Source organism: Rhodobacter ferrooxidans, from assembly GCF_000176015.1.
GTDB lineage: Bacteria > Pseudomonadota > Alphaproteobacteria > Rhodobacterales > Rhodobacteraceae > Pseudorhodobacter_B > Pseudorhodobacter_B ferrooxidans.
Map to the genome: position 1 here is coordinate 163,565 of NZ_ACYY01000006.1, position 20,414 is coordinate 183,978.

The window sequence follows — 20,414 nt, forward strand, 5'->3', positions numbered from 1 at the left end:
CAAGGATAGGCGCAATCGGCGGTTCTGCAAAGCCGCTGCCGCCTTTTGCCGCAAACCGCACCGGGGCCAGGTGATTTTTCCGGCCGCCTGTGGCAGGGTGGGAAAAAAGGAGGGTCACATGACCGAAATTTCCAAAGCCTTCGACGGCCAGACCGTTCTGACCACCTTCGAGATGACCCCCGGCACCGCCGCCGACCTGATGGAGGCGCTGCAATCGGCCTATGCCGATTTCATCCGGCATCAGCCCGGTTTCATGGGGGCTGGCCTGCACATGAACGACGCGCAGACCCGGATCGCCAACTACTCGAAATGGAAGCGGCGCGAGGATTTTCAGGCGATGCTGCGCACCCCCGAGATGCGCGAACGCAACCGGGTGATCGCCGGGCTGTGCTCGCGGTTCGAGCCGGTGATGTATGAGGTGATCGGGGTCTATTGACGGATCGGTTTTCAACACGGAGAAATCGGATGAAAACGCTTTTGGTTCTTGGGGTTGCGGGGTTTTCCGCTTTGGCCGCACCGGTGGCCGCGCAGGAATTGATCGGCTCTTATACGGCCTATATCGGCGAGGATGATCTTTACAATTCCAACGGTGTGCGGCTGAACCAGCCTTGGCAGATTTTGCGGCAGGACCGCGCCAACTATCACCGCTTCGGCATCTCGCAGGGCGGCGATGAATGGGATCCGTTCTTCGGCGACGCCAACAACCGCGCGGCGATGGAGCGGATGATCATGGCCGGCGGGGTGGAACCGGCGGCGCGGCGCATCCTGCAACAGGGCGGGGCGACGGTTTATGTCGAGATCTACGGCCACGGGTCGCGCGGCGACTCGATCCATGTGCTGGTGTCGCGGTAAGGTTTAGTCCTTCGGGTGCCGCCCCAGCGCCAGCCGCACGGCATAGACCGGCAGCGCCAGCGCCTCGCGCAGCACCTGCCGCAGGTGGCGGTGCAGCGGGGTCTGGCGCAGGCCGCCGCGCGGGAACGAGCCTGTGGCATTGATCCCCAGCGCCCAGGCGGTCAACCTGGCGCGGGGCAGGTGGTAGTAATCGGTGACGATCACCGCTGTGGCACCTGCGGGCATCAACCGTTTGGCATTGGCCAGATTTTCATAGGTGGTGGTCGAAAGCACCTCGGTCAGTATCCGGTCGCCGGGCACCCCGAGGCCCGCGCAAATCGCCGCCGCCACCGCCGCCTCGGTCGGCGGGTGCTTGCCCAGGCCCCCGGTGGTAATGACCGTGCCGCCGGTTTGCAGGGCGAGGGCCGCCGCATGGCTTGCCCGCCGCGCCAGCGTCGGTGAAGCCACCCCGCCGGGCCAGACCGCGGCGCCGAGGACGATGACATAAGGCGTCACTTCCGCCGCCGCGCCTTGCCGCCGCGCATCCCGGCGCGGCCGCCGGTGCTGCGGCCGGCCATTTTCGTGGCTTCCTCCACCGCTTCCTCGACCACCGACTGCCGGGCAAGCGGATCGTCGGCGATGGCAAGCTCGACCGCTTGCAGCCGTTTCACCTCGTCGCGCAGGCGGGCGGCTTCTTCGAATTCCAGGTTCTCGGCGGCCTTGCGCATCGCCAGGCGCAGGCTGTCCAGATGCGCCGCCAGATTGGCGCCGACCATCGGCTTGTCCACCTTGGCGGTGACGCGCGACTGGTCGGTGTCGCCCTGCCAGAGGCCAGCCAGCACATCCTCGACGTTCTTGCGGATCGTGGTCGGCGTGATGTCATGCGCGGTGTTGTAGGCGATCTGCTTGTCGCGGCGGCGGTTGGTTTCGCCGATGGCGCGTTCCATCGACCCGGTGATGCGGTCGGCATACATGATCGCCCGCCCATCCGAGTTGCGCGCGGCGCGGCCGATGGTCTGGATCAGGCTGGTTTCCGAGCGCAGGAAGCCTTCCTTGTCGGCATCGAGAATAGCCACCAGACCACATTCCGGAATGTCGAGGCCCTCGCGCAGCAGGTTGATGCCCACCAGCACGTCAAACGCCCCCAGCCGCAAATCCCGCAGGATTTCAATGCGTTCGATGGTGTCGATGTCGCTGTGCATATAGCGGATGCGGATGCCCTGTTCGTGGAAATACTCGGTCAGGTCTTCGGCCATCCGCTTGGTCAGCGTAGTGACCAGCACTCGCAGGCCCAAAAGCGCCACCTTGCGAATCTCGTCCAGCAGGTCATCGACCTGCATTTCGACCGGGCGAATTTCGATCACCGGGTCCAGAAGGCCGGTGGGGCGGATCACCTGTTCGGCAAAGGTGCCGCCCGATTGTTCCAGCTCCCAGGCCGCCGGGGTGGCGGAAACGAAGATGGTGCGCGGGCGCATCGCGTCCCATTCCTCGAACTTCAGCGGGCGGTTGTCCATGCAGGAGGGCAGGCGGAAGCCATGCTCGGCCAGGGTGAACTTGCGCCGATAGTCGCCTTTGTACATGCCGCCGATCTGCGGCACCGAAACGTGGGATTCATCTGCAAAAACAATGGCATTGTCGGGGATGAACTCGAACAGCGTCGGCGGCGGTTCGCCCGGCGCGCGGCCCGTCAGGTAGCGCGAGTAGTTCTCGATGCCGTTGCAGACCCCGGTCGCCTCCAGCATTTCCAGATCGAACGAGGTGCGCTGTTCCAGCCGCTGCGCCTCCAGCAGCTTGCCGTTCAGCACCATCAGGTCAAGCGTCTGGCGCAGCTCTTTCTTGATGCCGAGGATCGCCTGCTGCATGGTCGGGCGCGGCGTCACATAGTGGCTGTTGGCATAGATGCGGATCTGCTTGAAGCTGTCGGTTTTCGCCCCCGTAAGCGGGTCGAACTCGGTGATCGCTTCCAGTTGGTCGCCAAAGAACGAGAATCGCCAGGCGCGGTCTTCCAGGTGGGCGGGCCAGACCTCCAGGCTGTCGCCGCGCACCCGGAAGCTGCCGCGCTGAAACGCCTGATCGTTGCGCCGGAACGCCTGCGCCACCAGTTCCGACATGATGCCGCGCAGATCGTAGGGCTGGCCCACGATCAGGTCCTGGGTCATCGCCGAATAGGTTTCGACCGAGCCGATGCCGTAGATGCAGGACACCGAGGCCACGATGATCACGTCATCGCGTTCCAGCAGCGCCCGGGTGGCCGAGTGGCGCATCCGGTCGATCTGTTCGTTGATCTGCGATTCCTTCTCGATATAGGTGTCCGACCGCGCGACGTAAGCCTCGGGCTGGTAGTAGTCGTAGTAGGAAACAAAGTATTCCACGGCATTGTCGGGGAAGAAGGCCTTGAATTCCCCGTATAATTGCGCGGCAAGCGTCTTGTTGGGGGCCAGAATGATGGCGGGGCGCTGCGTCGCCTCGATCACCTTGGCCATGGTGAAGGTCTTGCCGGTGCCGGTGGCGCCCAGCAGCACCTGATCATGCTCGCCCGCATCAATGCCGGCCGTCAGTTCGGCAATCGCGGTGGGCTGGTCGCCCGCCGGCTGGAACGGCGAGGCCAGCACGAATCGCCGCCCCCCTTCCAGCTTGGGGCGGGTAAGGACTTCGGGGCGTTCGCTGAGCGCGTCGGTGTTATTATGGGGCATGGTGATTCCTGTTCCCCCTCAATCTGGTCTGTTTTTGTTCTGGTGCAAGGGCGGCGTTAGCTTGCGGTTAACGATGTTGAAGCGGGTGTTAGCAAAAGTGATTCAATTTTAGCGAAAATGAGATTCCAAGCTGCATCTTTCGGTTGTTTTCGGCAGCCAGTTGCGGCAATCTGCAAGGGCAAGCAGCACTAACTGTCGGCTGGTTGCACCACACACCCCACCCACACTCCCCGTGGCCAGCCGACAGATCCTTTCCCCCGGGAAAGCCTTGCCTTGCAGCGGCATTTTCGCCAATAAGGGGCAGCTTTGCCAAGGGGGCGATCATGCGCGCACGGATTTATCAGCCAGCCAGAACCGCGATGCAGTCGGGCACCGCCAAGACGCAGGGCTGGGTGCTGGAGTTTTCGCAAGATAGCGCCCGCGAGGTTGATCCGCTGATGGGCTGGACCTCCAGCACGGATATGGACAGCCAGGTGCGGCTGCAATTCGACAGCCGCGAGGCCGCCGAGGCCTATGCAAGCGCCCATGGCATCGACGCAGTGGCGATCCAGCCGAAACCGCGCAAGGCCAATATCCGCCCCGGTGGCTATGGCGACAACTTCGCCACCAACCGCCGTGGGGTCTGGACCCACTGACCGCCACCCGCAGGGTTGAGTTTTGCCGGCATCCGTGATGGATTGCCGAAAATCGGCATGTCCAGGCTTTGGCAAAAGGTGGTTCCCATGGTGTTACAGACGACCCTCAGGGCGTTTCCCTTCCTCGTTCTGGCCGCCTTGCCAGCCCATGCCAACCCGGCCACGCCGGAGGGTGCCGCCCGCCTGACCGCCGCCTTCCAGACCTATCTGGGCCAGACCCCGGGCGTGGTGACGGTGCTGCCGCAGGGCGAGAGCTACGGCGTGACGCTGGATTTCACACCGCTGATCACCAAGGGCGATGCAGCCAAGTTCAGCGCCGAAATCAGCCCGCAGCAGATGGTTCTGACCGATCAGGGCGACGGGCTTTGGGGGGTGACTCAGGATCAGCCGATGACGTTTCAGGTCTCGATTCCCGGGCAGTTGGACCTGAAGGGCCGTATCGCCGCGATCAAGTCCAGCGGCACGTTTGATGAAAAACTGGCCACCTTCCGCCAGCAAAGCATCGACATGACCGACATGGTGATGGATCAGACCATGGTGACCGACGGCCAGGTATCGACCGTCAACTACACGCTCGCCTCGGGGCATTTCGAGACCACGGCGACGCCATCTGCGGTGACCGGCGTCGATCTGGTGGCGCGCTATACCATTGAAAAGCTTTACGAAAAGATCGTGCAGCCGTTGGGGATCGACGACACCACGATGATGGATGTCACCGTCACCGGCAGTTCGATCAGCAGCGAAACCACGGCGACGGCGATGCAGATCGAGGGCATCTATCAACTGGTCGCCTGGGCGGTGGCGCATCCCTCGCCCGAGGCCATGCAGGCCGATCAGGCCGGGCTGAAAACCCTTCTGGGGTCGGCCATGCCGCTGTGGAAAAACCTGAACGGCACCTCGACGATCAACACCGTCGAGGTGGCCACGCCGATGGGCCGGATCGGTATCGACAAGCTGGCGGTGGCGATTGACATGAACGGCTTTGTCAGCGACGGGCGGTTCAGCGAGGGCTTCACGGTGGCTGGCCTTGCGCTGCCGGACGCGCTGGTGCCCACCTGGGCCAAGGATCTGGTGCCGCGCGATTTCGCGTTTGAAGTCGCCCTGTCGCGGTTCGATCTGGCAGCACCCGCGGCGCTGTTCATCGCCGCTTTCGACATGGCCAAACCCGAGCCGGTGGATGACGCCAAGGGGCAGGAGATGCTGACCGCGCTGATGCCCGAAGGCGTGGTGGATATCGCGCTGTCGCCGGGCAATGTCGCCTCGCCGCTTTACGATCTGCGCTACGAGGGCAAGATGTCGGCGGGGCCGGGCGGGGTGCCCACCGGTGCGGCCAGCATCACCCTGACCGGCATGGATCAGGTGACAGCCGCCCTGCAGGCCGCGCCGGACGAGGTCAAGACCCAGGCGATGCCGGTGTTGGCGCTGGTCGGCGGCATGGCGCGGGCGGCCGATGGTGGCGGTCTGGTCTGGAAGATCGACGGCACCACGCCGGGCAAGCTGCTGGTCAACGGCATGGACCTGGCACCGATGCTGGCCCCCGCGCAATGATCGGTATCCGCCGCGACAGCCCCCTCGCACCCGACGTGCTGCCGCTCTTGCAGCGGCACGTCGATCTGATGTGGGCCTCGTCGCCCGCGGAATCGGTGCATGTGCTGGACCCGGCGGCGCTGGCGGTCGAGGGCGTGGCCTTCTACACCCTGCGCGACAAGGGCGAGGTTCTGGGCATGGGCGCGCTGTCGCGCATCGACGCGGGCCACGCCGAGATCAAGTCGATGCATATCGTGGCCGAGGCGCGCGGCCGCGGTCTGGCGCGGGTGCTGCTGACGCATCTTGTGACCGAGGCGCGGGGGTTGGGCTATCGCCGCCTCAGCCTGGAAACCGGGGTCGAGCCGATCTTCGCCGCCGCCCGCGCGCTTTACGCCAGCGCCGGTTTCGAGGAATGTCCGCCGTTTGCGGGTTACACGCTGGACCCCAACAGCATCTTCATGACCCGCGCCCTGTAGCAGCCGCTGTCCTCGGCCCCCGATCATCGACCTTGAAGCCCGCCGCGGCTTGGCCTTACAAGCAGGATCAGCGGTCCCATAGCTCAACTGGATAGAGCAGCCGACTTCTAATCGGCAGGTTGAGGGTTCGATTCCTTCTGGGACCGCCAGTTATCCCGCGACATCGCGCGGCGCTACTTCGGCTCCATCGTGCTGGGCGCACCGCCCTCGAAACGGTTGCCGTGGCGGTAATCGCAGGGCGCTTCCTGCATCTGCAGGTGCAGAAGATCGCCGGTATAGGGATGGGCGCGGGCCAGGTCCTCGTCGAAGTCGATGCCAAGGCCGGGGCCTTCGGGCGGCAGGATGTAGCCGTCTTCCCATTTGATCGTGTGCTTGATCAGTTGCAGATGGAAGGCGCCGCCGGTCTCGATGGTTTCGGCCATCAAGAGGTTGGGGATCGAGGTGGCGAAATGGATGTTGGCGGCCCATTCCACCGGGCCTGCATACAGGTGCGGGGCCATTTCGGCATTGAACACCTCGGCCAGGGCGGCGATTTTCTTCGCCTCCCAGATGCCGCCGACGCGCCCCAGCGCTGGTTGCAGGATCTTGACGCCGCCCGCCCGCAGCAGGGTGCCGAACTCGGCCTTGGTGGTCAGCCGCTCGCCGGTGGCCAAGGGCACATGCACATGCCGCGCCACCTCGGCAAATTCCAGCAGATTGTCGGGCGGGATCGGTTCTTCATACCAAAGCGGGCCGTAGGGTTCCAACGCCTTGCCCAGCCGGATGGCGCCGGGGGTGGTGAACTGGCCGTGGGTGCCGAACAGCAGGTCGGCGCGGTCGCCCACCGCCTCGCGGATTGCCTTGCAGAAGGCAATTGAGCGGGAGATATCCGACATCGCCGGTTCATGGCCGCCGCGGAGGGTGTAGGGGCCGGCGGGGTCGAACTTCACCGCCGTGAAGCCCATGTTGACGAACCGCAGCGCGGCCTCGGCGGCGGCGTCGGGGTCCACCCAGAAATCGGCGGTTTCCTTGCCCGGCTCGGGGTAAAGATAGGTGTAGGCGCGGATGCGGTCGTTCATCTTGCCGCCCAGCAGCGCCCAGACCGGCCGGTTCAGCGCCTTGCCGATTATATCCCAGCAGGCGATTTCAAGGCCCGAGAAGGCGCCCATCACCGTGGGGTCGGGGCGCTGGCTGAAGCCCGCGGAATAGGCGCGGCGATACATCAGCTCGATGTTCTGCGGGTGTTCGTTTGCCATGTGGCGGGCAAACACATCCTCGATCACCGCCGCCATGGCCTTGGGGCCGACGCTGGCGGCATAGACCTCACCGATACCGGTGATACCGCAGGCGGTGGTGAGTTTCACGAAGGTCCAGTAGCGGCCCCCCCAGCCGGGGGCGGGCGGGGCGACGGTGAATATCTCGAGGTCTTTCAGACGCATCTGCTCGGTCCTTCCTGCGGTCGGCAGCCGGGGGTTTCACACCCCCGGACCCCCGTGGGATATTTGGGAACAGATGAGAAGCTAGGGGGTGGCAGGGGCGGTGGCGCGCGGGCGGGCGACATGCAGGGTGACGCAAACGAGCATCAGCACCGCCGACAGCAGGAAGGGTGCGCCGGGCGCGTAGAGCGGGGCATCGGGGGCGGTGAAGGCGGCGAAGGTGGTGGTCATCACCAGGGGCGAGGTGAACATGGCGATGGCGTTCAGCGAGGCCAGCACGCCCTGCACCTCGCCCTGCGCATCGGCGGGGGCGGCGCGGCTGGCGAGGGCCTGCAGCGACGGCGTGACGGTGCCGCCAAATGCGGTGATCGGGGTGATCATCAGTGCGATGGCGGGCGAGGTGACCAGGCCAAGGGCTGTCAGGGTGACGATATCGACCCACATGCCGTAATGCGCCGCCCGATGCTCGCCAAAGCGGCGGATCGTGGGGCCTACCAATAGGGCCTGACCTGCCGCGAAACACACGCCATAGACGGCCAGCGAGACGCCGACCATTCTGCTATCCCAGCCAAAGCGCGCCTGGCCCCAGAAGGCCCAGATCGCCGGATAGACGTTCATGGCGATGCCGAGGATCAGAAAGCAGATCAGGGTGCGGCGCACGCCGGGCAGGCGGCTGACGGCGCGCAGCGCGCCCAAGGGGTTGGCGCGCGACCACTGAAAGGCGCGGCGGGTGGCGTCGGTCACGGTTTCGGGCAGCACCAGCAGGCCGAACAGCAGGTTCGCCCCGGCAAGGCCTGCGGCGGCGAAAAACGGCGCGCGGGTGTCGATGCCGGCCAGCACGCCACCCAGCAACGGCCCCAGCACGAAGCCCACACCGAAGCAGGCGCCGATCAGGCCGAAGCGGGCGGCGCGTTTCTCGGGCGGGGTGATGTCGGCGATGAAGGCCACGGCGGTGGCATAGGTGGCGGTGGTGATGCCGCCGATGATCCGGGTGATCAGGATCAGCGTGATGGTCGGCGCCAGCGCCATCACCAGATAGTCCACCGACATGACCGCCAAGGATATCAACAGGATAGGGCGGCGGCCAAAGCGGTCTGATAGCGCGCCGATCACCGGGCCGAACAGGAACTGCATCACCGCGAACGAAGTTGCGAGGGTGCCGCCCCACAGCGCCGCTTGCGCCAGATTGCCGCCGGTCACCTCGCGGATCAGGTCGGGCATCACCGGAAAGATGATGCCGATGCCGATGGTATCAAGGCAGACCGAGATCAGGATGAAGATCAGGGCAAGGCTTTCGCGCGATTTGCTCATGGGGTGCCTAGGGTTGCGGCGATGTCGATCAGGCGCTGCGCCAGGGCTTGCGGTGCGGCGAAGAACGGCGAATGGCCGGTGGACAGGGTGGTGACCTGGGCGGCGGGCCAGCCTGCGGTCATGGATTGTTGAAACGCGGGCGGGATGGCGCGGTCTTGGGTGCAGCGGATGTAGTGCCGTGGCAGCGATTGCGAGGCGGTGGTCAGGGTGATCGGGGTTTCCTGCGGGGCGATGGGTTCGGGGCCGAGCCTGGCCATGGCCAGGGCGACAGCCTCGGGTGGGCAGTCGTGGTAGAATTTGTCTTTGATCTTCGTGGGTTCGAAGGCGAAGCTTGCGCGATCCTTGCTGACGCGGAAAGCGCCCTCCAGCGGTTGGCTTGGCCAGGCGCGGCGCATTTCGGCCAGCGACTGGCCCGAGCGGGGGACATAGGCGCAGAGATAGACCAGTGCTGCGATCTTTTCCGGCGCACGCTCGGCAGCGGCGGTGATCGGGTAGCCGGCCATCGAATGGCCGACCAGAATGACCGGATCGGTGATCGCCGCGACAATGGCTTGGGCGTAGAGGTCGAGGGTCACTTGCGCCATCGGGGTCTGGTCCGGACCGTGCGCGGGCAGGTCGATGGCGCGGGCTTGATGTGCGGAATTGTTGAGAAATGGCAAGATAGCTTCCCAGCACCAAGCGCTGTGACAGGAGCCGGAGATGAGAAGGAATTGCGCCATTATCGAGAAAATCTGCGTGGAATCGAGTTGGCTCTGACGAACGGAGTCCGGCAAAGATTTCTCGAGATGAAACCAGAAAATGTTCGATTATGAAAAGTGTGATCAAACATGACCAATCGCCTCCAGAAAGCCGGTCAGGGCGGCTGCGGTGGCTTCGGGGGCCTCGATGCCGGGCAGGTGGCCGACACCGCGCAGCAGTTGGAACCGGCTGCCAAGGATCAGGTCGGCGGTTTCGCGCACGAGGTCCGGTGGGGTGGAGCCGTCTTCCGACCCCGCCAGCGCCAGTGTCGGCAGGGTCAGCCGGGCGGTGGTCTGGTAGAAATCGCTTCCCGCGATGGCGTGCGCGCAGCCGATATAGCCCTGCGGGTTGCAGCGGTTCAGCAGGTCGCGCCAGGGGGCGTCCAGCCCCGCCGCGCGGAAGCGGCGCGAGAACCAGCGTTGCATGGTGGGTTCGGCAATCGCCGCCATCCCGCCGGCCTGCACCTTGGCGATGCGGTCCTGCCATTGGCTGGCGATGCCGATGCGGGCGGCGGTGCCGGACAGCATCAGTGCGCGCACCTGATCGAGCCGTTTCACCGCCAGCCCCTGCGCCACCAGCCCGCCGATCGACAGCCCGACAAAGACGCAATCGCGCACAGCCAGATGATCCAGCAACCGCTCGGCATCACGCACCAGCGCGCCCATGGTGTAGGGCGGCGCGGGCACGTCCGATCCGCCATGGCCGCGCAGGTCGTAGCGGATCAGCCGCAAGGACCCGGGCAGCAGCGGCATCACCGCGTCCCAGATCGTCAGGTCCAGCCCCAGCGCGTGGGTGAACACCACCGCCGGGCCAGCGGCCGCGCCGTCGATGCGGTAGTTCAGGCGCAGGTCGGGCAGGTAGGCCAGCGGCATCGGCTACACCGGAAAACGGGAAAGGGCGGTGGCAAAGGTCGCGGCATCGACATTGCCGCCGGTGGCGACGGCAATCACGTCCGGGCCGCTGATCTGGTCGGGCAGGAATAGCGCGGCGGCCAATGCCACGGCACCGCCCGGCTCCAGCACCAGTTTCAGCCGGGAAAACGCCAGTGCCATGGCGTGCAGGGCCTGATCGTCACTCACCACCAGACCGGGGCCACAAAGGCGTCGCAGGATGGGAAAGGTCAGCTTGCCGGGTTCCGGCGTAATGATGGCATCGCAGATCGAGCCGGTCAGCCGGGCGTTGCGTTGCGGCACCCCTAGGGCCAGACTGCGGGCGGTATCGTCAAAGCCTTCCGGCTCGCAGGGGCGGGCGCGAAAGCCGGTGCCCTCCAGCGCCAGGGCGATGCCAGCGGTCAACCCGCCACCGCCGCAGCACACCAGAACGTCTGCCTTTTCAATGGCTTCGGCGGTGGCCTGCTGGGCAATCTCCAGCCCGCAGGTGGCTTGCCCTGCAATCACCTGCGCGTCGTCGAAGGGCTTGATCAGGCTGAGGCCACGCGCCGCGGCCAGGCCCGAGCCGATGGCATCGCGGTCCTCGGTGGCGCGGTCATACAGCACCACCTCGGCGCCCAAAGCGCGGGTGTTGGCGATCTTCAGGCGCGGCGCGTCGGCGGGCATGACGATGACGCAGGGCGCGCCGTGGCGGGCGGCGGCCAGCGCCACACCCTGCGCATGGTTGCCCGAGGAATAGGCGATCACGCCCCGCGCCAGCGCCTCCGGCGCAAGTGCGGACACCGCCGCCCAGCCGCCGCGGGCCTTGAACGATCCGGTATGTTGCAGACATTCGGCCTTCACCCAGACCCGGCGCCCGGCGATCTGGTCCAGAAACGGCGAGGACAGCAAGGGCGTGCGCCGCACATGGCCGTGCAACCGGGCGGCAGCGGCGCGGATCATCGCAAGGTCGGTCATGCCAGAGACCCAAGGAAAGTCGCAATCAGATCAAGGCTTTCCGGCTCGTCCAGAAACGGGATATGCGCCCGGCCCGGCACTTCGGCAAAGGCCATGTCGGGACGGCGGCGGCGCATCTCGGCCACCGTCTCGCGCGACAGCAGATCAGAATTGGCCCCCCGCAGCAGCGCCAGCGGCACCCCGGCGCAGGCGTCGAACAGCGGCCAGAGGTCGGTTTCCGGCCCCTGAAACCCGGTCAGAAACGCCTCGCGCAGCGCCGGGTCATAGGTGATCTTCAGCCCGGCCTCGGTCTGCAGATAATGCAGCCGCGCTTCCTCCAGCCAGCGGCTTGCAGGCACGCCGTCAAATCCGGCCATGTTGCGCGGCAAGGCCTCGGCCAGTTCGGCATGGGTTTTCGCCCGCGGATTGCGGCCCACATAGTCGAAAATCCGCTCCAGCCCGGCGCGTTCGATCTTCGGGCCGATGTCGTTCAGGCACAACCCCAGCATCCGCCCCGGCGCCATCGCCGCAAGCACCATGCCGATCATCCCCCCGCGCGAGGTGCCCAGCACCGCCACCTTTCCCACCCCCAGAAGGTCCAGCAACGCCAGCGCGTCCTGCGCCTCTTGCGGCACGGTATAGCTGGCAGCCCCGGTCCAGGAACTGCCGCCGCGCCCGCGATAATCCATGCGGATCAGCCGCAAGGGCGGCAGGTGCGGCGCCAGATAGTCAAAATCGCCCATGGTGCGGGTCAGGCCGGGCAGGCACAGCAGCGCCATGCCGCTGCCTTCGTCGCGGTAGGCCAGCCGCGCACCATCCTTGGTTGTGAAAATCTGGGTCATCGGCTGCATCCTGTGGGTCTGCCGCGAAAGTGGCACAGCGCACGTGAAGGTGAAAGGGGCTGCCGCCACGCCAAGGCTTGCCGGGGCGGCTGTCAGCGCATAAACCCGGTCGCGGAACCCGAGGAGCAGAAAACCACATGTCCAGAAGCATGGCCCGCGGGCTGGAGACCAAGGAAGAGCGTCCGACCTCGCGCAAGGTCGGCGCCCTGCGCGGGCTGATGCCGTTTCTGGCCCCCTACCGGACGCTGACCACCGCGGCGCTGGTGGCGCTGGTTCTAACGGCGGCGATCAGCCTGATCCTTCCCCTGGCGGTGCGCCGGGTGGTCGATGGCTTTGCCGCCGACAATGCATCGCTGCTGGACCAGTATTTCGCCGCCGCTTTGGTGATTGCCGCCCTGTTGGCGCTTGGCACCGGCCTGCGCTACTATCTTGTCACCCGGCTGGGCGAGCGGGTGGTGGCCGATATCCGCCGCGCGCTGTTTGATCGGGTCATGGGCATGAGCCCTGCGTTTTTCGAACGCATCCTGACTGGCGAGGTTCTTAGCCGCCTGACCACCGACACCACGCTGATCCTGTCGGTGATCGGCACCTCGGTATCGGTGGCGCTGCGCAACCTGTTGCTGCTGGTCGGCGGCATGGCCTTCCTGATGTTCACCTCGGCCAAGCTGACCGGCCTCGTGCTGCTGATCGTGCCGGCCGTGGTGATCCCGATCATCGTGCTGGGCCGCCGCTTGCGGGTGCTGAGCCGCGAGAATCAGGACTGGATCGCGGCGTCTTCGGGCAATGCCTCGGAGGCCTTGCTGTCGGTGCAGGCGGTGCAGGCCTTCACCAACGTCGATCGCGCCCGCGCCACCTTTGGCAATGTCACGGAAAAATCCTACGAATCTGCGAAAAAGCGTATCGGCACGCGGGCGCTGATGACGGTGATCGTGATCTTTCTGGTGTTCACCGGCATTGTCGGCGTGCTGTGGATCGGCGCGCGTGACGTGCGCGATGGCACCATGAGCCCGGGCCAACTGGTGCAGTTCCTGATCTATGCGGTGATGGTTTCCGGCGCCGTGGGGGCGCTGTCGGAAATCTGGGGCGAGATTCAGCGGGCTGCCGGGGCGACCGAGCGGCTGGTGGAGCTGCTGCACACCGTCGATCCGGTGCAAGACCCGGCGCAACCCCGCGCCCTGCCGCGGCCGGTGCGTGGCGAGATCAGCTTTGAGGGCGTGCATTTCCAATACCCGGCCCGCCCCGGCGTCTCGGCGCTGGACGGGGTCGATCTGCATGTGATGCCCGGCGAGACCGTCGCCTTGGTCGGGCCTTCGGGGGCTGGCAAGACCACCATCCTGCAACTCTTGCTGCGGTTCTACGACCCGCAACAGGGCGCTGTGAAACTGGACGGCATTGATCTGCGCGAGATGTCCCGCGGTGATTTCCGCCGCGCCATGGCGCTGGTGCCGCAAGACCCGGTGATCTTTGCGGCCTCGGCGCGCGAGAACATCCGCTTTGGCCGCCCCGACGCCACCGATGCCGAGATCGAGGCCGCCGCCCGCGCCGCCGCCGCGCATGATTTCCTGGCCGCACTGCCGGAAGGCTATGACACCTACGTGGGCGAGCGTGGCGTGATGCTGTCGGGCGGCCAGAAGCAGCGCGTGGCCATCGCCCGCGCCATCCTGCGCGATGCCCGCGTGCTGGTGCTGGACGAGGCCACCTCGGCGCTGGATGCCGAAAGCGAGCGGCTGGTGCAGGCGGCGGTCGAACGGCTGTCCGAAGGCCGCACCACCATCGTGGTGGCGCACCGTCTGGCCACGGTGAAACGCGCTGACCGCATCGTGGTGTTCGATCAGGGCCGCATCGTCGCCACCGGCACCCATGACGCGCTGGTGGCCGAAGGCGGGCTTTACGCGCATCTGGCCAAGCTGCAATTCACCGACGGGCTGATCTAGCCGCGCTGCCTTGGGCTTCTTCTCTGCGAAAATATCCCAGGGGTCCGGGGGCAGCGCCCCCGGCGCGTTCCGCGTTCCCGTCCCAAGGGGGAAATCCCCGCTGCTTTTCCCCCCCAATACCCGCACCTTTCTGACGCTGCGGAAAATCCGCGCGGTTTTCCTTGCCCCATGCGGCAAAACTCCGCATCCTTGGCACTAACGATACCCCGCGCCGAACGCGGGGGCTGGGGAGGAGACACCATGGGAAGTTTCGCCACGCTGGGCGATCTGAAGGCGATTGAAGCCGCGGCCCCATGGGCCGAGCGCGGTATTCCGCCGACGATGTATCAGTTCCTGACCGAGACGAAAAACCGCCACGGCGACCGCCCGGCGGTGTCGTTCCAGTTGCAGTCGGGCGCCGACGATCCGGCGAAAACCCTGACCTGGGCCGAATTGCATGGCCGCGTGACGCAAGCCGCCAACCTGTTCCGCAGCCTTGGTGTCGGTGAAAAGGATGTGGTGGCCTTTGTGCTGCCGAACTCGCTTGAAACCGTGATCACCCTGCTGGGCGGGGCGGTGGCGGGCATCGTCAACCCGATCAACCCGCTGCTGGAACCCGAACAGATCAGCGCCATCCTGCGCGAGACCGGCGCGAAAGTGGTGGTGACGCTGAAGGCCTTTCCCAAAACGGAACTGGCGCAACGCGTGGGCGAGGCGGTGAAATTCGCGCCCTCGGTGCGCACTGTGGTCGAGGTCGATCTGGTGCGCTACCTGACGCCGCCGAAAAGCTGGATCGTGCCGCTGATCCGGCCGAAAAACCCGGTCAGCCATGTCGCCAACACCAAGTGCTTTCATGTCGAGATGAAGAAACACTCGGCCGAGCGCCTGAGTTTCACCGACAACCCGACCGACCGGATTGCCGCCTATTTCCACACCGGCGGCACCACCGGCATGCCGAAAGTGGCGCAGCACAAGGTGTCGGGGATGATCTACAACGGCTGGCTGGGTGCCACGCTGATGTTCCAGCCCAGCGACGTGGTGATGTGCCCGCTGCCGCTGTTTCATGTGTTCGCGGCCTACCCGGTGCTGATGTCGATGATCGCCTCTGGCGCGCATCTGGTGCTGCCGACGCCCGCGGGCTATCGCGGCGACGGTGTGTTCGACAATTTCTGGAAGCTGATCGCGCGCTGGAAATCGACCTATGTGATCACCGTGCCGACGGCGCTGGCGGCGCTGATGCAGCGGCCGATCAACGCCGACGTCAGCACCCTGCGCGGGGTGTTTTCAGGCTCCGCGGCGCTGCCGATCGAGCTTTACAACCGGTTCGAGAAAGCCACCGGCGTGCAGATCATCGAAGGCTACGGGCTGACCGAATGCACGTGCCTCGTGTCGATCAACCCGCCGGACGGGGTGAAGAAGATCGGCTCGGTCGGCTTGCCCTTCCCCTATACCACGGTGCGGATCCTGCACACCAATGGCGATGGCGAGGTGCTGCGGGAATGTGGGGTGGATGAGGTGGGCGAGATTTGCGTCTCGAACCCCGGGGTGCTGGAAGGCTCGACCTACACCGAGGTGGACAAGAACCGCGGGCTGTTCGCTGAGGGGCGGTTTCTGCGCACTGGCGATCTGGGGCGGATGGACGGCGATGGCTATCTGTTCATCACCGGTCGGGCCAAGGATCTGATCATCCGCGGTGGCCACAACATTGATCCGGCGGTGATCGAAGAGGCGATGATCGGCCACGAGGCGGTGTCTTTCGTCGGCGCCATCGGCCAACCCGATGCTTTCGCAGGCGAATTGCCCTGCGCCTATGTCGAGCTGGTCGGCGGGGCGACGGTCACTTCGGAGCAGTTGATGGACTATGCCAAGCTGCATATCCGCGAACGCGCGGCGGTGCCCAAGCATATCGAGGTGCTGGACGAGTTGCCGAAAACCGCGGTGGGCAAGGTGTTCAAGCCCGACCTGCGCCGCCGCGCCATCATCCGGGTCTATGACGCGGCGCTGACCGAGGCGGGTTTGCCGGTGCGGGTGGCGGCGGTGGTCGAGGACAAGAAACGCGGGCTGGTGGCAAAGCTGACCCGCGCGCCGGGGGTCGAGGATGCGGCGGTGACGGCGGTGCTGGGCAGCTTTACCGGGCCGTGGGATTGGGCCTGAGCGCCGGGGGAGGGGCTGTCTGCCCCTCCCCCGGACCCCCACCCCCGAGGATATTTTTGAACAGATGAAAGGGTTCAGGTTTCCAGCCAGATGGTGACCGGGCCGTCATTGGTCAGCGACACGCGCATGTCGGCGCCGAAGCTGCCGTTGGCGGTGGCGATGCCTTCGGCCTGCATTCTGGTGGTGAAGTAGGTGTAGAGGTCGCGGCCACGGTCGGGGGCGGCGGCGGTGGAAAAGCCGGGGCGGTTGCCGCGGCTGGTATCGGCGGCCAGGGTGAACTGGCTGACAATCAGCGCCGCGCCGCTGGTGTCTTTCAGCGACAGGTTCATCTTGCCCGCGGCATCCTTGAAGATGCGCAGTTTGGCGATTTTCGCGGCGAGTTGGTCAGCCTGCGCCTCGGTATCGCCCTGCATGGCGCAGATCAGGATCAAGAGGCCGGGGCCGATTTCACCGATGGTCTGGCCATCGACCGCCACTGCAGCCTGGCTGACGCGCTGGATAAGGGCGCGCATTTAAAGCTCGTGGACCCAGGGCGGGTTGGCACCGGGGCGGCTGACGGTGATGGCGGCGGCGCGGGTGCCAAGTGACAGGGCGGCATCCAGCGTGGCGTCTGGCAGGGCAGCAAGTGCGGGTTTGGTCAGCGCGCCTGCGGCATGTAGCGCGGCCAGCACGCCGGCGTTGAAGGTGTCACCGGCGCCGACGGTATCGGCCACCTTGACCGGGCTGGCGGCGACAAAGCGGTCTTGCGTGGCGGTGATGGCGCGGGCGCCTTTGGCGCCTTCGGTCAGGAACAACAGGCGCGGGCCGGTGGCAAGGATTTGCCGCGCCAGGGTGACCGGATCACCGGCGCCTTGAAGCCAGTGCAGGTCTTCGTCGCTGAGTTTCACGATGTCGGCGCGGGCCATCATCCGCGCGATGCGGGCGCGGTAGGGGCCCTGGTCGGTGATGAAGCCGGGGCGGATGTTGGGGTCGATCATGGTGACGCGGGTCGGGGCCTCGCGGGCCTGCAGCGCGTCATAGGTGCTGGCGGCGGGGTCGTTGACCAGGGAGATGCCGCCGAAGAACAGGGTGGTGACCGCAGGTGGCAGGTTGGGCAGGTCGGTCAGGGCCAGCATGCGGCCAGCGGTATTCTCGTCATAGAAGGCATAGGTGGCCTGGCCGTTCACCAGTTTCACGAAGGCCACGGTGGTGGGGCGAGGCGAGCGGGCGCAGAAGCTGGTATCGACCTTCGAGGCCTCCAGCGTCTGCGTCAGAATCTCGCCCAGCATGTCGGTGGACAGGCCCGAGAAGAACCCCGCCGGGGCGCCAAGGCGGCCCAGGGCGATGGCGGTGTTGAACACCGCGCCCCCGGCGTAGGGCGCGAAGGCGGGTTCGCCCTCGGTGCTGGTGCGGGGCAGCATGTCGATCAGGGCTTCGCCGCAGCTGAGGATCATCGGGGCCATCCGGGTTAGTTGCATGGGCTTTCTAGCCGATGCCGGGGGGGGCGCGCAATCGGCTGCGGGAATCGCCGCGATTGCGCGCGGCTCAGGCCTTGGTGAAATACGGCGCGAGGTTCGCCCGCACCCGGTCCAGCGGCGTGGCACCGCTGCTGTCGGGCACGAAGGTCTGGCCGGTGATCGCCTGATAGGCGTCGATATAGACCTGAGCTGTGGCGGCGATCATCTCGGCCGGAATCTCGGGGATCGGGTCGTGGTAGGGGTCGCAGCGGGCGGCCACCCAGGAGCGGATCACGTCCTTGTCGAAGCTGGGCGGGCGGCTGCCGTTGGCGAAGGCCTCGGCGTAGCCCGAAGCGATCCAGTAGCGCGAGCTGTCCGGCGTGTGAATTTCATCGGCCAGCTTGATGGTGCCTGCGGCGTCGGTTCCAAACTCGTATTTGGTATCCACGAGGATCAGCCCGCGTTTGGCGGCGATCTGCTGGCCGCGGGCGAACAGCGCCAGCGAGACGGCGGCCACCTCGTCCCATTGCGCCTGGGTCAGCAGGCCTTGCGCCACGATTTCCGTGGCGGTCAGCGGCTCGTCATGGCCGCCGTCGAAGGCTTTCGAGGTGGGGGTGATGATCGGCGCGGGCAGGGCCTGATTGTCGCGCAAGCCGTCGGGCAGGCTATGGCCATACATCTGCCGCGCCCCCTGCTTGTAAAGCGTCAGCACCGAGGTGCCGGTGGTGCCCGCAAGGTAGCCGCGCACCACAATCTCCACCGGCAGGATGGTCAGATGCTCGCCGATCACCACGTTGGGGTCGGGATAGGACAGCACATGGTTGGGGCAGATATCGGCGGTCCGGTCGAACCAGAACCGCGCCACTTGCGTCAGCACCTGGCCCTTCCACGGGATCGCCGCCAGAATCCGGTCGAAGGCCGAGATGCGGTCCGAGGAAATCAGGATGCGGCGCGGGCCGTGGGTGGCGTCGGCGGGCAGGTCGTAGCAATCGCGCACCTTGCCGTAATAGGGGTTCGGCAGTTCGGCGATATGGGCGTGGTCGAGGACACGGGAAAGGTCGGGCATCGGCAGCCTCCGCAGGGTTGCCCGTTCTATCGGGCGGGGCGGCGGCGGAGTCAACCATGCCCGGCCGCTCTTCAAGCCCGCCGGGCTTTCATCGCTGTGCCTGCGGCTTCATCTGTTCCTAAATATCCCCCGCGGAGCGTCTGGCGGAAAGGCCGGGAGCCTCCGGCGGGGATATTTGAAAACAGATGAAAGCCCGGGTCAGTGCTGCTGCATCTGGTAAAGATAGGCGAGGCCACCTGCCACGATCAGGCCGAAGATCACGGTGAAGGTGATCTTCCAGGCCGACCAGGGGCGCTCGCCCTGCACGCGGCCGGTCTGGCCGTTGACCACGAAGCGGTAGGTCTTGCCGCGGTATTTGTAGGCGGCCATCCAGATCGGCAGCAGGACATGCTTGAAGGTCTCGGCGGCATAGTCGGTCTCGACCTGCTCGACCCGCTGTTCGTCGCCGCCGATGTCTTGGCGGGCATCCTCGCGGATCACCTGTTCCATTACCTCGCGGGCGATCATCTGGCCATCGGCCAGCCCGACGGTATAGCCTTCGGCGGTGAAACCGGCCAGAAAATCCGGGTTGTAGGGCACCAGAGCGCCCAGATCCCAGGGTGCCAGCGCGTCGGTATAGCTGCGCGGCAGCGACTGGCTGGCCAGCACCAGCACGTCATCGAAGGCACGCGCCACCCGGCCCGACACCGGCGACCAGGCGGTGTGGCGCACCTGCTCCTGCCGGGTCTCGTGGCGGCCATTGACCATGACGCTGACGGTGCGGGTGGTGTAGTAATAGGTGCCGCGCTGGCCGCGATAGCGGCTTTGGGTGTCGGCGTCGAAGGTCCAGTAGGGCACATAAAGCCCGGCCAGTGCGCGGCCCTTGCGGGCGTATTCCACCAGCCCGTTGGGGGCGAACCACAGCCGCCCCAGCCAGCGCACCATCGCGGCGCGGGCTTGCGGTTCGCGCAGCGCGAAGGGGATCAGCGCCTGCGGCTTGATCTGGCGGTGGCTGCCGGTGCCAATCGCCACTGGCGTGGCGCAGAACGGACATTCCATCGCATGGGTGGCGCCCTGAAACTCGACCAGCGCGCCGCAGGACGGGCAGGGGGTGGATTGCACCTCCTCCATCGCCGCCACTGGCAGATCGTCGCGCAGGCCGCGGGCAAGGTCCAGCTCGCCCAGGGCCTTGACCCGCGACCAGGGGTTCTGCGGGATCGACTGGCTGTGGCCGCAATGATCGCAGACCAGTTCGGTCTGGCCCGGCGCGAACCGCAGGTCGGCGCCGCACTGCTCGCAGGGCCAGCGGCGTTCGTCGCCCCGTTTTCCCAAGGACTTACACTCCGGGTGGTGGCGGCGGCACGGCGTCGAACAGGCGCGCAAGGTCGGTGTCGGCGGCCAGCTTCCAGCCATCCTGCCCGGCGGTCCAGACGTGGCTGGCGCGGGTCAGCCCGCCCGAGGCTGCCAGTGCCGCAAGGTCGGTTTCCGAAAACGGCCCCTTGGTGGCGCCGTTTTTCCGCCACATGCCAGGACTTGCCAGCGGGCGGGGCAGGGGGCGGCGGCGGCGGTGCT

Annotated in this window: 20 protein-coding genes and 1 tRNA gene; 8 read left to right on the plus strand and 13 right to left on the minus strand. The window is 66.2% G+C overall.

Going from position 1 to position 20,414, the window contains the following annotated elements:
* Positions 1–118 precede the first annotated feature (118 nt).
* Both RSW2DRAFT_RS06600 and RSW2DRAFT_RS06605 read left to right on the plus strand, forming a co-directional pair.
* Positions 119–436 (plus strand): antibiotic biosynthesis monooxygenase family protein, encoded by a 318-nt coding sequence (locus RSW2DRAFT_RS06600; protein WP_008029273.1) that lies wholly within the window; start codon positions 119–121, stop codon positions 434–436.
* A gap of 29 nt (positions 437–465) precedes the next feature.
* Entirely contained in the window at positions 466–852 is a 387-nt protein-coding gene (locus RSW2DRAFT_RS06605) for a hypothetical protein (protein WP_008029274.1), read from the plus strand.
* 3 nt (positions 853–855) lie between these two features.
* On the opposite strand, the gene RSW2DRAFT_RS06610 is transcribed toward RSW2DRAFT_RS06605, so the two are convergent.
* Entirely contained in the window at positions 856–1,347 is a 492-nt protein-coding gene (locus RSW2DRAFT_RS06610) for a YdcF family protein (protein ID WP_008029275.1), read from the minus strand.
* Complete coding sequence (gene uvrB / locus RSW2DRAFT_RS06615) at positions 1,344–3,524, minus strand: excinuclease ABC subunit UvrB (protein WP_008029276.1); 2,181 nt, start codon at positions 3,522–3,524, stop codon at positions 1,344–1,346. Before uvrB ends, RSW2DRAFT_RS06610 begins: the two co-directional genes overlap by 4 nt.
* Before the next feature lie 323 nt (positions 3,525–3,847).
* Here uvrB and RSW2DRAFT_RS06620 point away from each other — a divergent pair, with 323 nt between their 5' ends.
* The 4 genes from RSW2DRAFT_RS06620 (at position 3,848) to RSW2DRAFT_RS06635 (ending at position 6,311) form a co-directional block, all read left to right on the plus strand.
* On the plus strand, positions 3,848–4,159 hold the full coding sequence (locus RSW2DRAFT_RS06620; RefSeq protein WP_008029277.1) for an ETC complex I subunit: 312 nt from the start codon (positions 3,848–3,850) through the stop codon (positions 4,157–4,159).
* Between the two features lie 87 nt (positions 4,160–4,246).
* Positions 4,247–5,707 carry a hypothetical protein gene (locus RSW2DRAFT_RS06625; protein ID WP_008029278.1) on the plus strand — a complete coding sequence of 487 codons (1,461 nt, stop codon included), beginning with the start codon at positions 4,247–4,249 and terminating at the stop codon, positions 5,705–5,707.
* Positions 5,704–6,162, plus strand: coding sequence for a GNAT family N-acetyltransferase (locus RSW2DRAFT_RS06630; RefSeq protein WP_008029279.1), 459 nt, complete (start codon positions 5,704–5,706; stop codon positions 6,160–6,162). The genes RSW2DRAFT_RS06625 and RSW2DRAFT_RS06630 overlap by 4 nt, the downstream gene beginning before the upstream one ends.
* Before the next feature lie 72 nt (positions 6,163–6,234).
* Positions 6,235–6,311: transfer RNA gene (locus RSW2DRAFT_RS06635), tRNA-Arg, on the plus strand.
* Positions 6,312–6,335: 24 nt separating this feature from the next.
* Here the strand turns inward: RSW2DRAFT_RS06635 and RSW2DRAFT_RS06640 are convergent.
* The 6 genes from RSW2DRAFT_RS06640 to RSW2DRAFT_RS06665 all read right to left on the minus strand — a co-directional run bounded on the left by RSW2DRAFT_RS06640 (position 6,336) and on the right by RSW2DRAFT_RS06665 (position 12,294).
* On the minus strand, positions 6,336–7,580 hold the full coding sequence (locus tag RSW2DRAFT_RS06640) for a mandelate racemase/muconate lactonizing enzyme family protein (RefSeq protein WP_008029280.1): 1,245 nt from the start codon (positions 7,578–7,580) through the stop codon (positions 6,336–6,338).
* Between the two features lie 81 nt (positions 7,581–7,661).
* A complete protein-coding gene (locus RSW2DRAFT_RS06645) occupies positions 7,662–8,888 on the minus strand; it encodes a TCR/Tet family MFS transporter (RefSeq protein ID WP_008029282.1) in 1,227 nt (408 codons plus the stop codon).
* A complete protein-coding gene (locus RSW2DRAFT_RS06650) occupies positions 8,885–9,607 on the minus strand; it encodes an alpha/beta fold hydrolase (protein WP_040671722.1) in 723 nt (240 codons plus the stop codon). The genes RSW2DRAFT_RS06645 and RSW2DRAFT_RS06650 overlap by 4 nt, the downstream gene beginning before the upstream one ends.
* A 102-nt stretch (positions 9,608–9,709) precedes the next feature.
* The gene (gene pcaD, locus RSW2DRAFT_RS06655; RefSeq protein WP_008029286.1) at positions 9,710–10,498 is read right to left on the minus strand and encodes a 3-oxoadipate enol-lactonase; all 789 of its coding nucleotides are present in this window, start codon (positions 10,496–10,498) and stop codon (positions 9,710–9,712) included.
* 3 nt (positions 10,499–10,501) lie between these two features.
* A complete protein-coding gene (locus RSW2DRAFT_RS06660) occupies positions 10,502–11,473 on the minus strand; it encodes a threonine ammonia-lyase (protein WP_008029288.1) in 972 nt (323 codons plus the stop codon).
* Positions 11,470–12,294 (minus strand): alpha/beta fold hydrolase, encoded by an 825-nt coding sequence (locus tag RSW2DRAFT_RS06665; protein ID WP_008029290.1) that lies wholly within the window; start codon positions 12,292–12,294, stop codon positions 11,470–11,472. The genes RSW2DRAFT_RS06660 and RSW2DRAFT_RS06665 overlap by 4 nt, the downstream gene beginning before the upstream one ends.
* Before the next feature lie 149 nt (positions 12,295–12,443).
* On the opposite strand from RSW2DRAFT_RS06665, the gene RSW2DRAFT_RS06670 reads away from it, so the two are divergent.
* Both RSW2DRAFT_RS06670 and RSW2DRAFT_RS06675 read left to right on the plus strand, forming a co-directional pair.
* Entirely contained in the window at positions 12,444–14,228 is a 1,785-nt protein-coding gene (locus tag RSW2DRAFT_RS06670) for an ABC transporter transmembrane domain-containing protein (RefSeq protein WP_156790660.1), read from the plus strand.
* A gap of 240 nt (positions 14,229–14,468) precedes the next feature.
* Positions 14,469–16,361 (plus strand): acyl-CoA synthetase, encoded by a 1,893-nt coding sequence (locus tag RSW2DRAFT_RS06675; RefSeq protein WP_008029294.1) that lies wholly within the window; start codon positions 14,469–14,471, stop codon positions 16,359–16,361.
* Between the two features lie 74 nt (positions 16,362–16,435).
* Here the strand turns inward: RSW2DRAFT_RS06675 and dtd are convergent, their stop codons facing one another.
* The 5 genes from dtd to RSW2DRAFT_RS06700 all read right to left on the minus strand — a co-directional run.
* Positions 16,436–16,873: a D-aminoacyl-tRNA deacylase gene (dtd, locus tag RSW2DRAFT_RS06680; protein WP_008029296.1), complete on the minus strand. Its 438-nt coding sequence runs from the start codon at positions 16,871–16,873 to the stop codon at positions 16,436–16,438.
* Entirely contained in the window at positions 16,874–17,794 is a 921-nt protein-coding gene (locus RSW2DRAFT_RS06685) for a carbohydrate kinase family protein (protein WP_008029298.1), read from the minus strand.
* A 91-nt stretch (positions 17,795–17,885) separates the two neighbouring features.
* The gene (locus RSW2DRAFT_RS06690) at positions 17,886–18,863 is read right to left on the minus strand and encodes a phosphoribosylaminoimidazolesuccinocarboxamide synthase (protein ID WP_008029300.1); all 978 of its coding nucleotides are present in this window, start codon (positions 18,861–18,863) and stop codon (positions 17,886–17,888) included.
* A gap of 198 nt (positions 18,864–19,061) precedes the next feature.
* Entirely contained in the window at positions 19,062–20,174 is a 1,113-nt protein-coding gene (locus RSW2DRAFT_RS06695; protein ID WP_008029302.1) for a TFIIB-type zinc finger domain-containing protein, read from the minus strand.
* Between the two features lie 4 nt (positions 20,175–20,178).
* On the minus strand, positions 20,179–20,414 hold a 236-nt coding region (locus tag RSW2DRAFT_RS06700), incomplete at its 5' end, for a DUF4339 domain-containing protein (protein WP_008029304.1).

Coding starts and splice junctions, on each gene's coding strand:
- RSW2DRAFT_RS06600 (WP_008029273.1), top strand. CDS start 119: ATGACCGAAATTTCCAAAGCCTTCGACGGCCAGACCGTTCTGACCACC.
- RSW2DRAFT_RS06605 (WP_008029274.1), top strand. CDS start 466: ATGAAAACGCTTTTGGTTCTTGGGGTTGCGGGGTTTTCCGCTTTGGCC.
- uvrB (WP_008029276.1), bottom strand. CDS start 3,524: ATGCCCCATAATAACACCGACGCGCTCAGCGAACGCCCCGAAGTCCTT.
- RSW2DRAFT_RS06620 (WP_008029277.1), top strand. CDS start 3,848: ATGCGCGCACGGATTTATCAGCCAGCCAGAACCGCGATGCAGTCGGGC.
- RSW2DRAFT_RS06625 (WP_008029278.1), top strand. CDS start 4,247: ATGGTGTTACAGACGACCCTCAGGGCGTTTCCCTTCCTCGTTCTGGCC.
- RSW2DRAFT_RS06630 (WP_008029279.1), top strand. CDS start 5,704: ATGATCGGTATCCGCCGCGACAGCCCCCTCGCACCCGACGTGCTGCCG.
- RSW2DRAFT_RS06640 (WP_008029280.1), bottom strand. CDS start 7,580: ATGCGTCTGAAAGACCTCGAGATATTCACCGTCGCCCCGCCCGCCCCC.
- RSW2DRAFT_RS06645 (WP_008029282.1), bottom strand. CDS start 8,888: ATGAGCAAATCGCGCGAAAGCCTTGCCCTGATCTTCATCCTGATCTCG.
- RSW2DRAFT_RS06650 (WP_040671722.1), bottom strand. CDS start 9,607: ATGGCGCAATTCCTTCTCATCTCCGGCTCCTGTCACAGCGCTTGGTGC.
- pcaD (WP_008029286.1), bottom strand. CDS start 10,498: ATGCCGCTGGCCTACCTGCCCGACCTGCGCCTGAACTACCGCATCGAC.
- RSW2DRAFT_RS06660 (WP_008029288.1), bottom strand. CDS start 11,473: ATGACCGACCTTGCGATGATCCGCGCCGCTGCCGCCCGGTTGCACGGC.
- RSW2DRAFT_RS06665 (WP_008029290.1), bottom strand. CDS start 12,294: ATGACCCAGATTTTCACAACCAAGGATGGTGCGCGGCTGGCCTACCGC.
- RSW2DRAFT_RS06670 (WP_156790660.1), top strand. CDS start 12,444: ATGGCCCGCGGGCTGGAGACCAAGGAAGAGCGTCCGACCTCGCGCAAG.
- RSW2DRAFT_RS06675 (WP_008029294.1), top strand. CDS start 14,469: ATGGGAAGTTTCGCCACGCTGGGCGATCTGAAGGCGATTGAAGCCGCG.
- dtd (WP_008029296.1), bottom strand. CDS start 16,873: ATGCGCGCCCTTATCCAGCGCGTCAGCCAGGCTGCAGTGGCGGTCGAT.
- RSW2DRAFT_RS06685 (WP_008029298.1), bottom strand. CDS start 17,794: ATGATCCTCAGCTGCGGCGAAGCCCTGATCGACATGCTGCCCCGCACC.
- RSW2DRAFT_RS06690 (WP_008029300.1), bottom strand. CDS start 18,863: ATGCCCGACCTTTCCCGTGTCCTCGACCACGCCCATATCGCCGAACTG.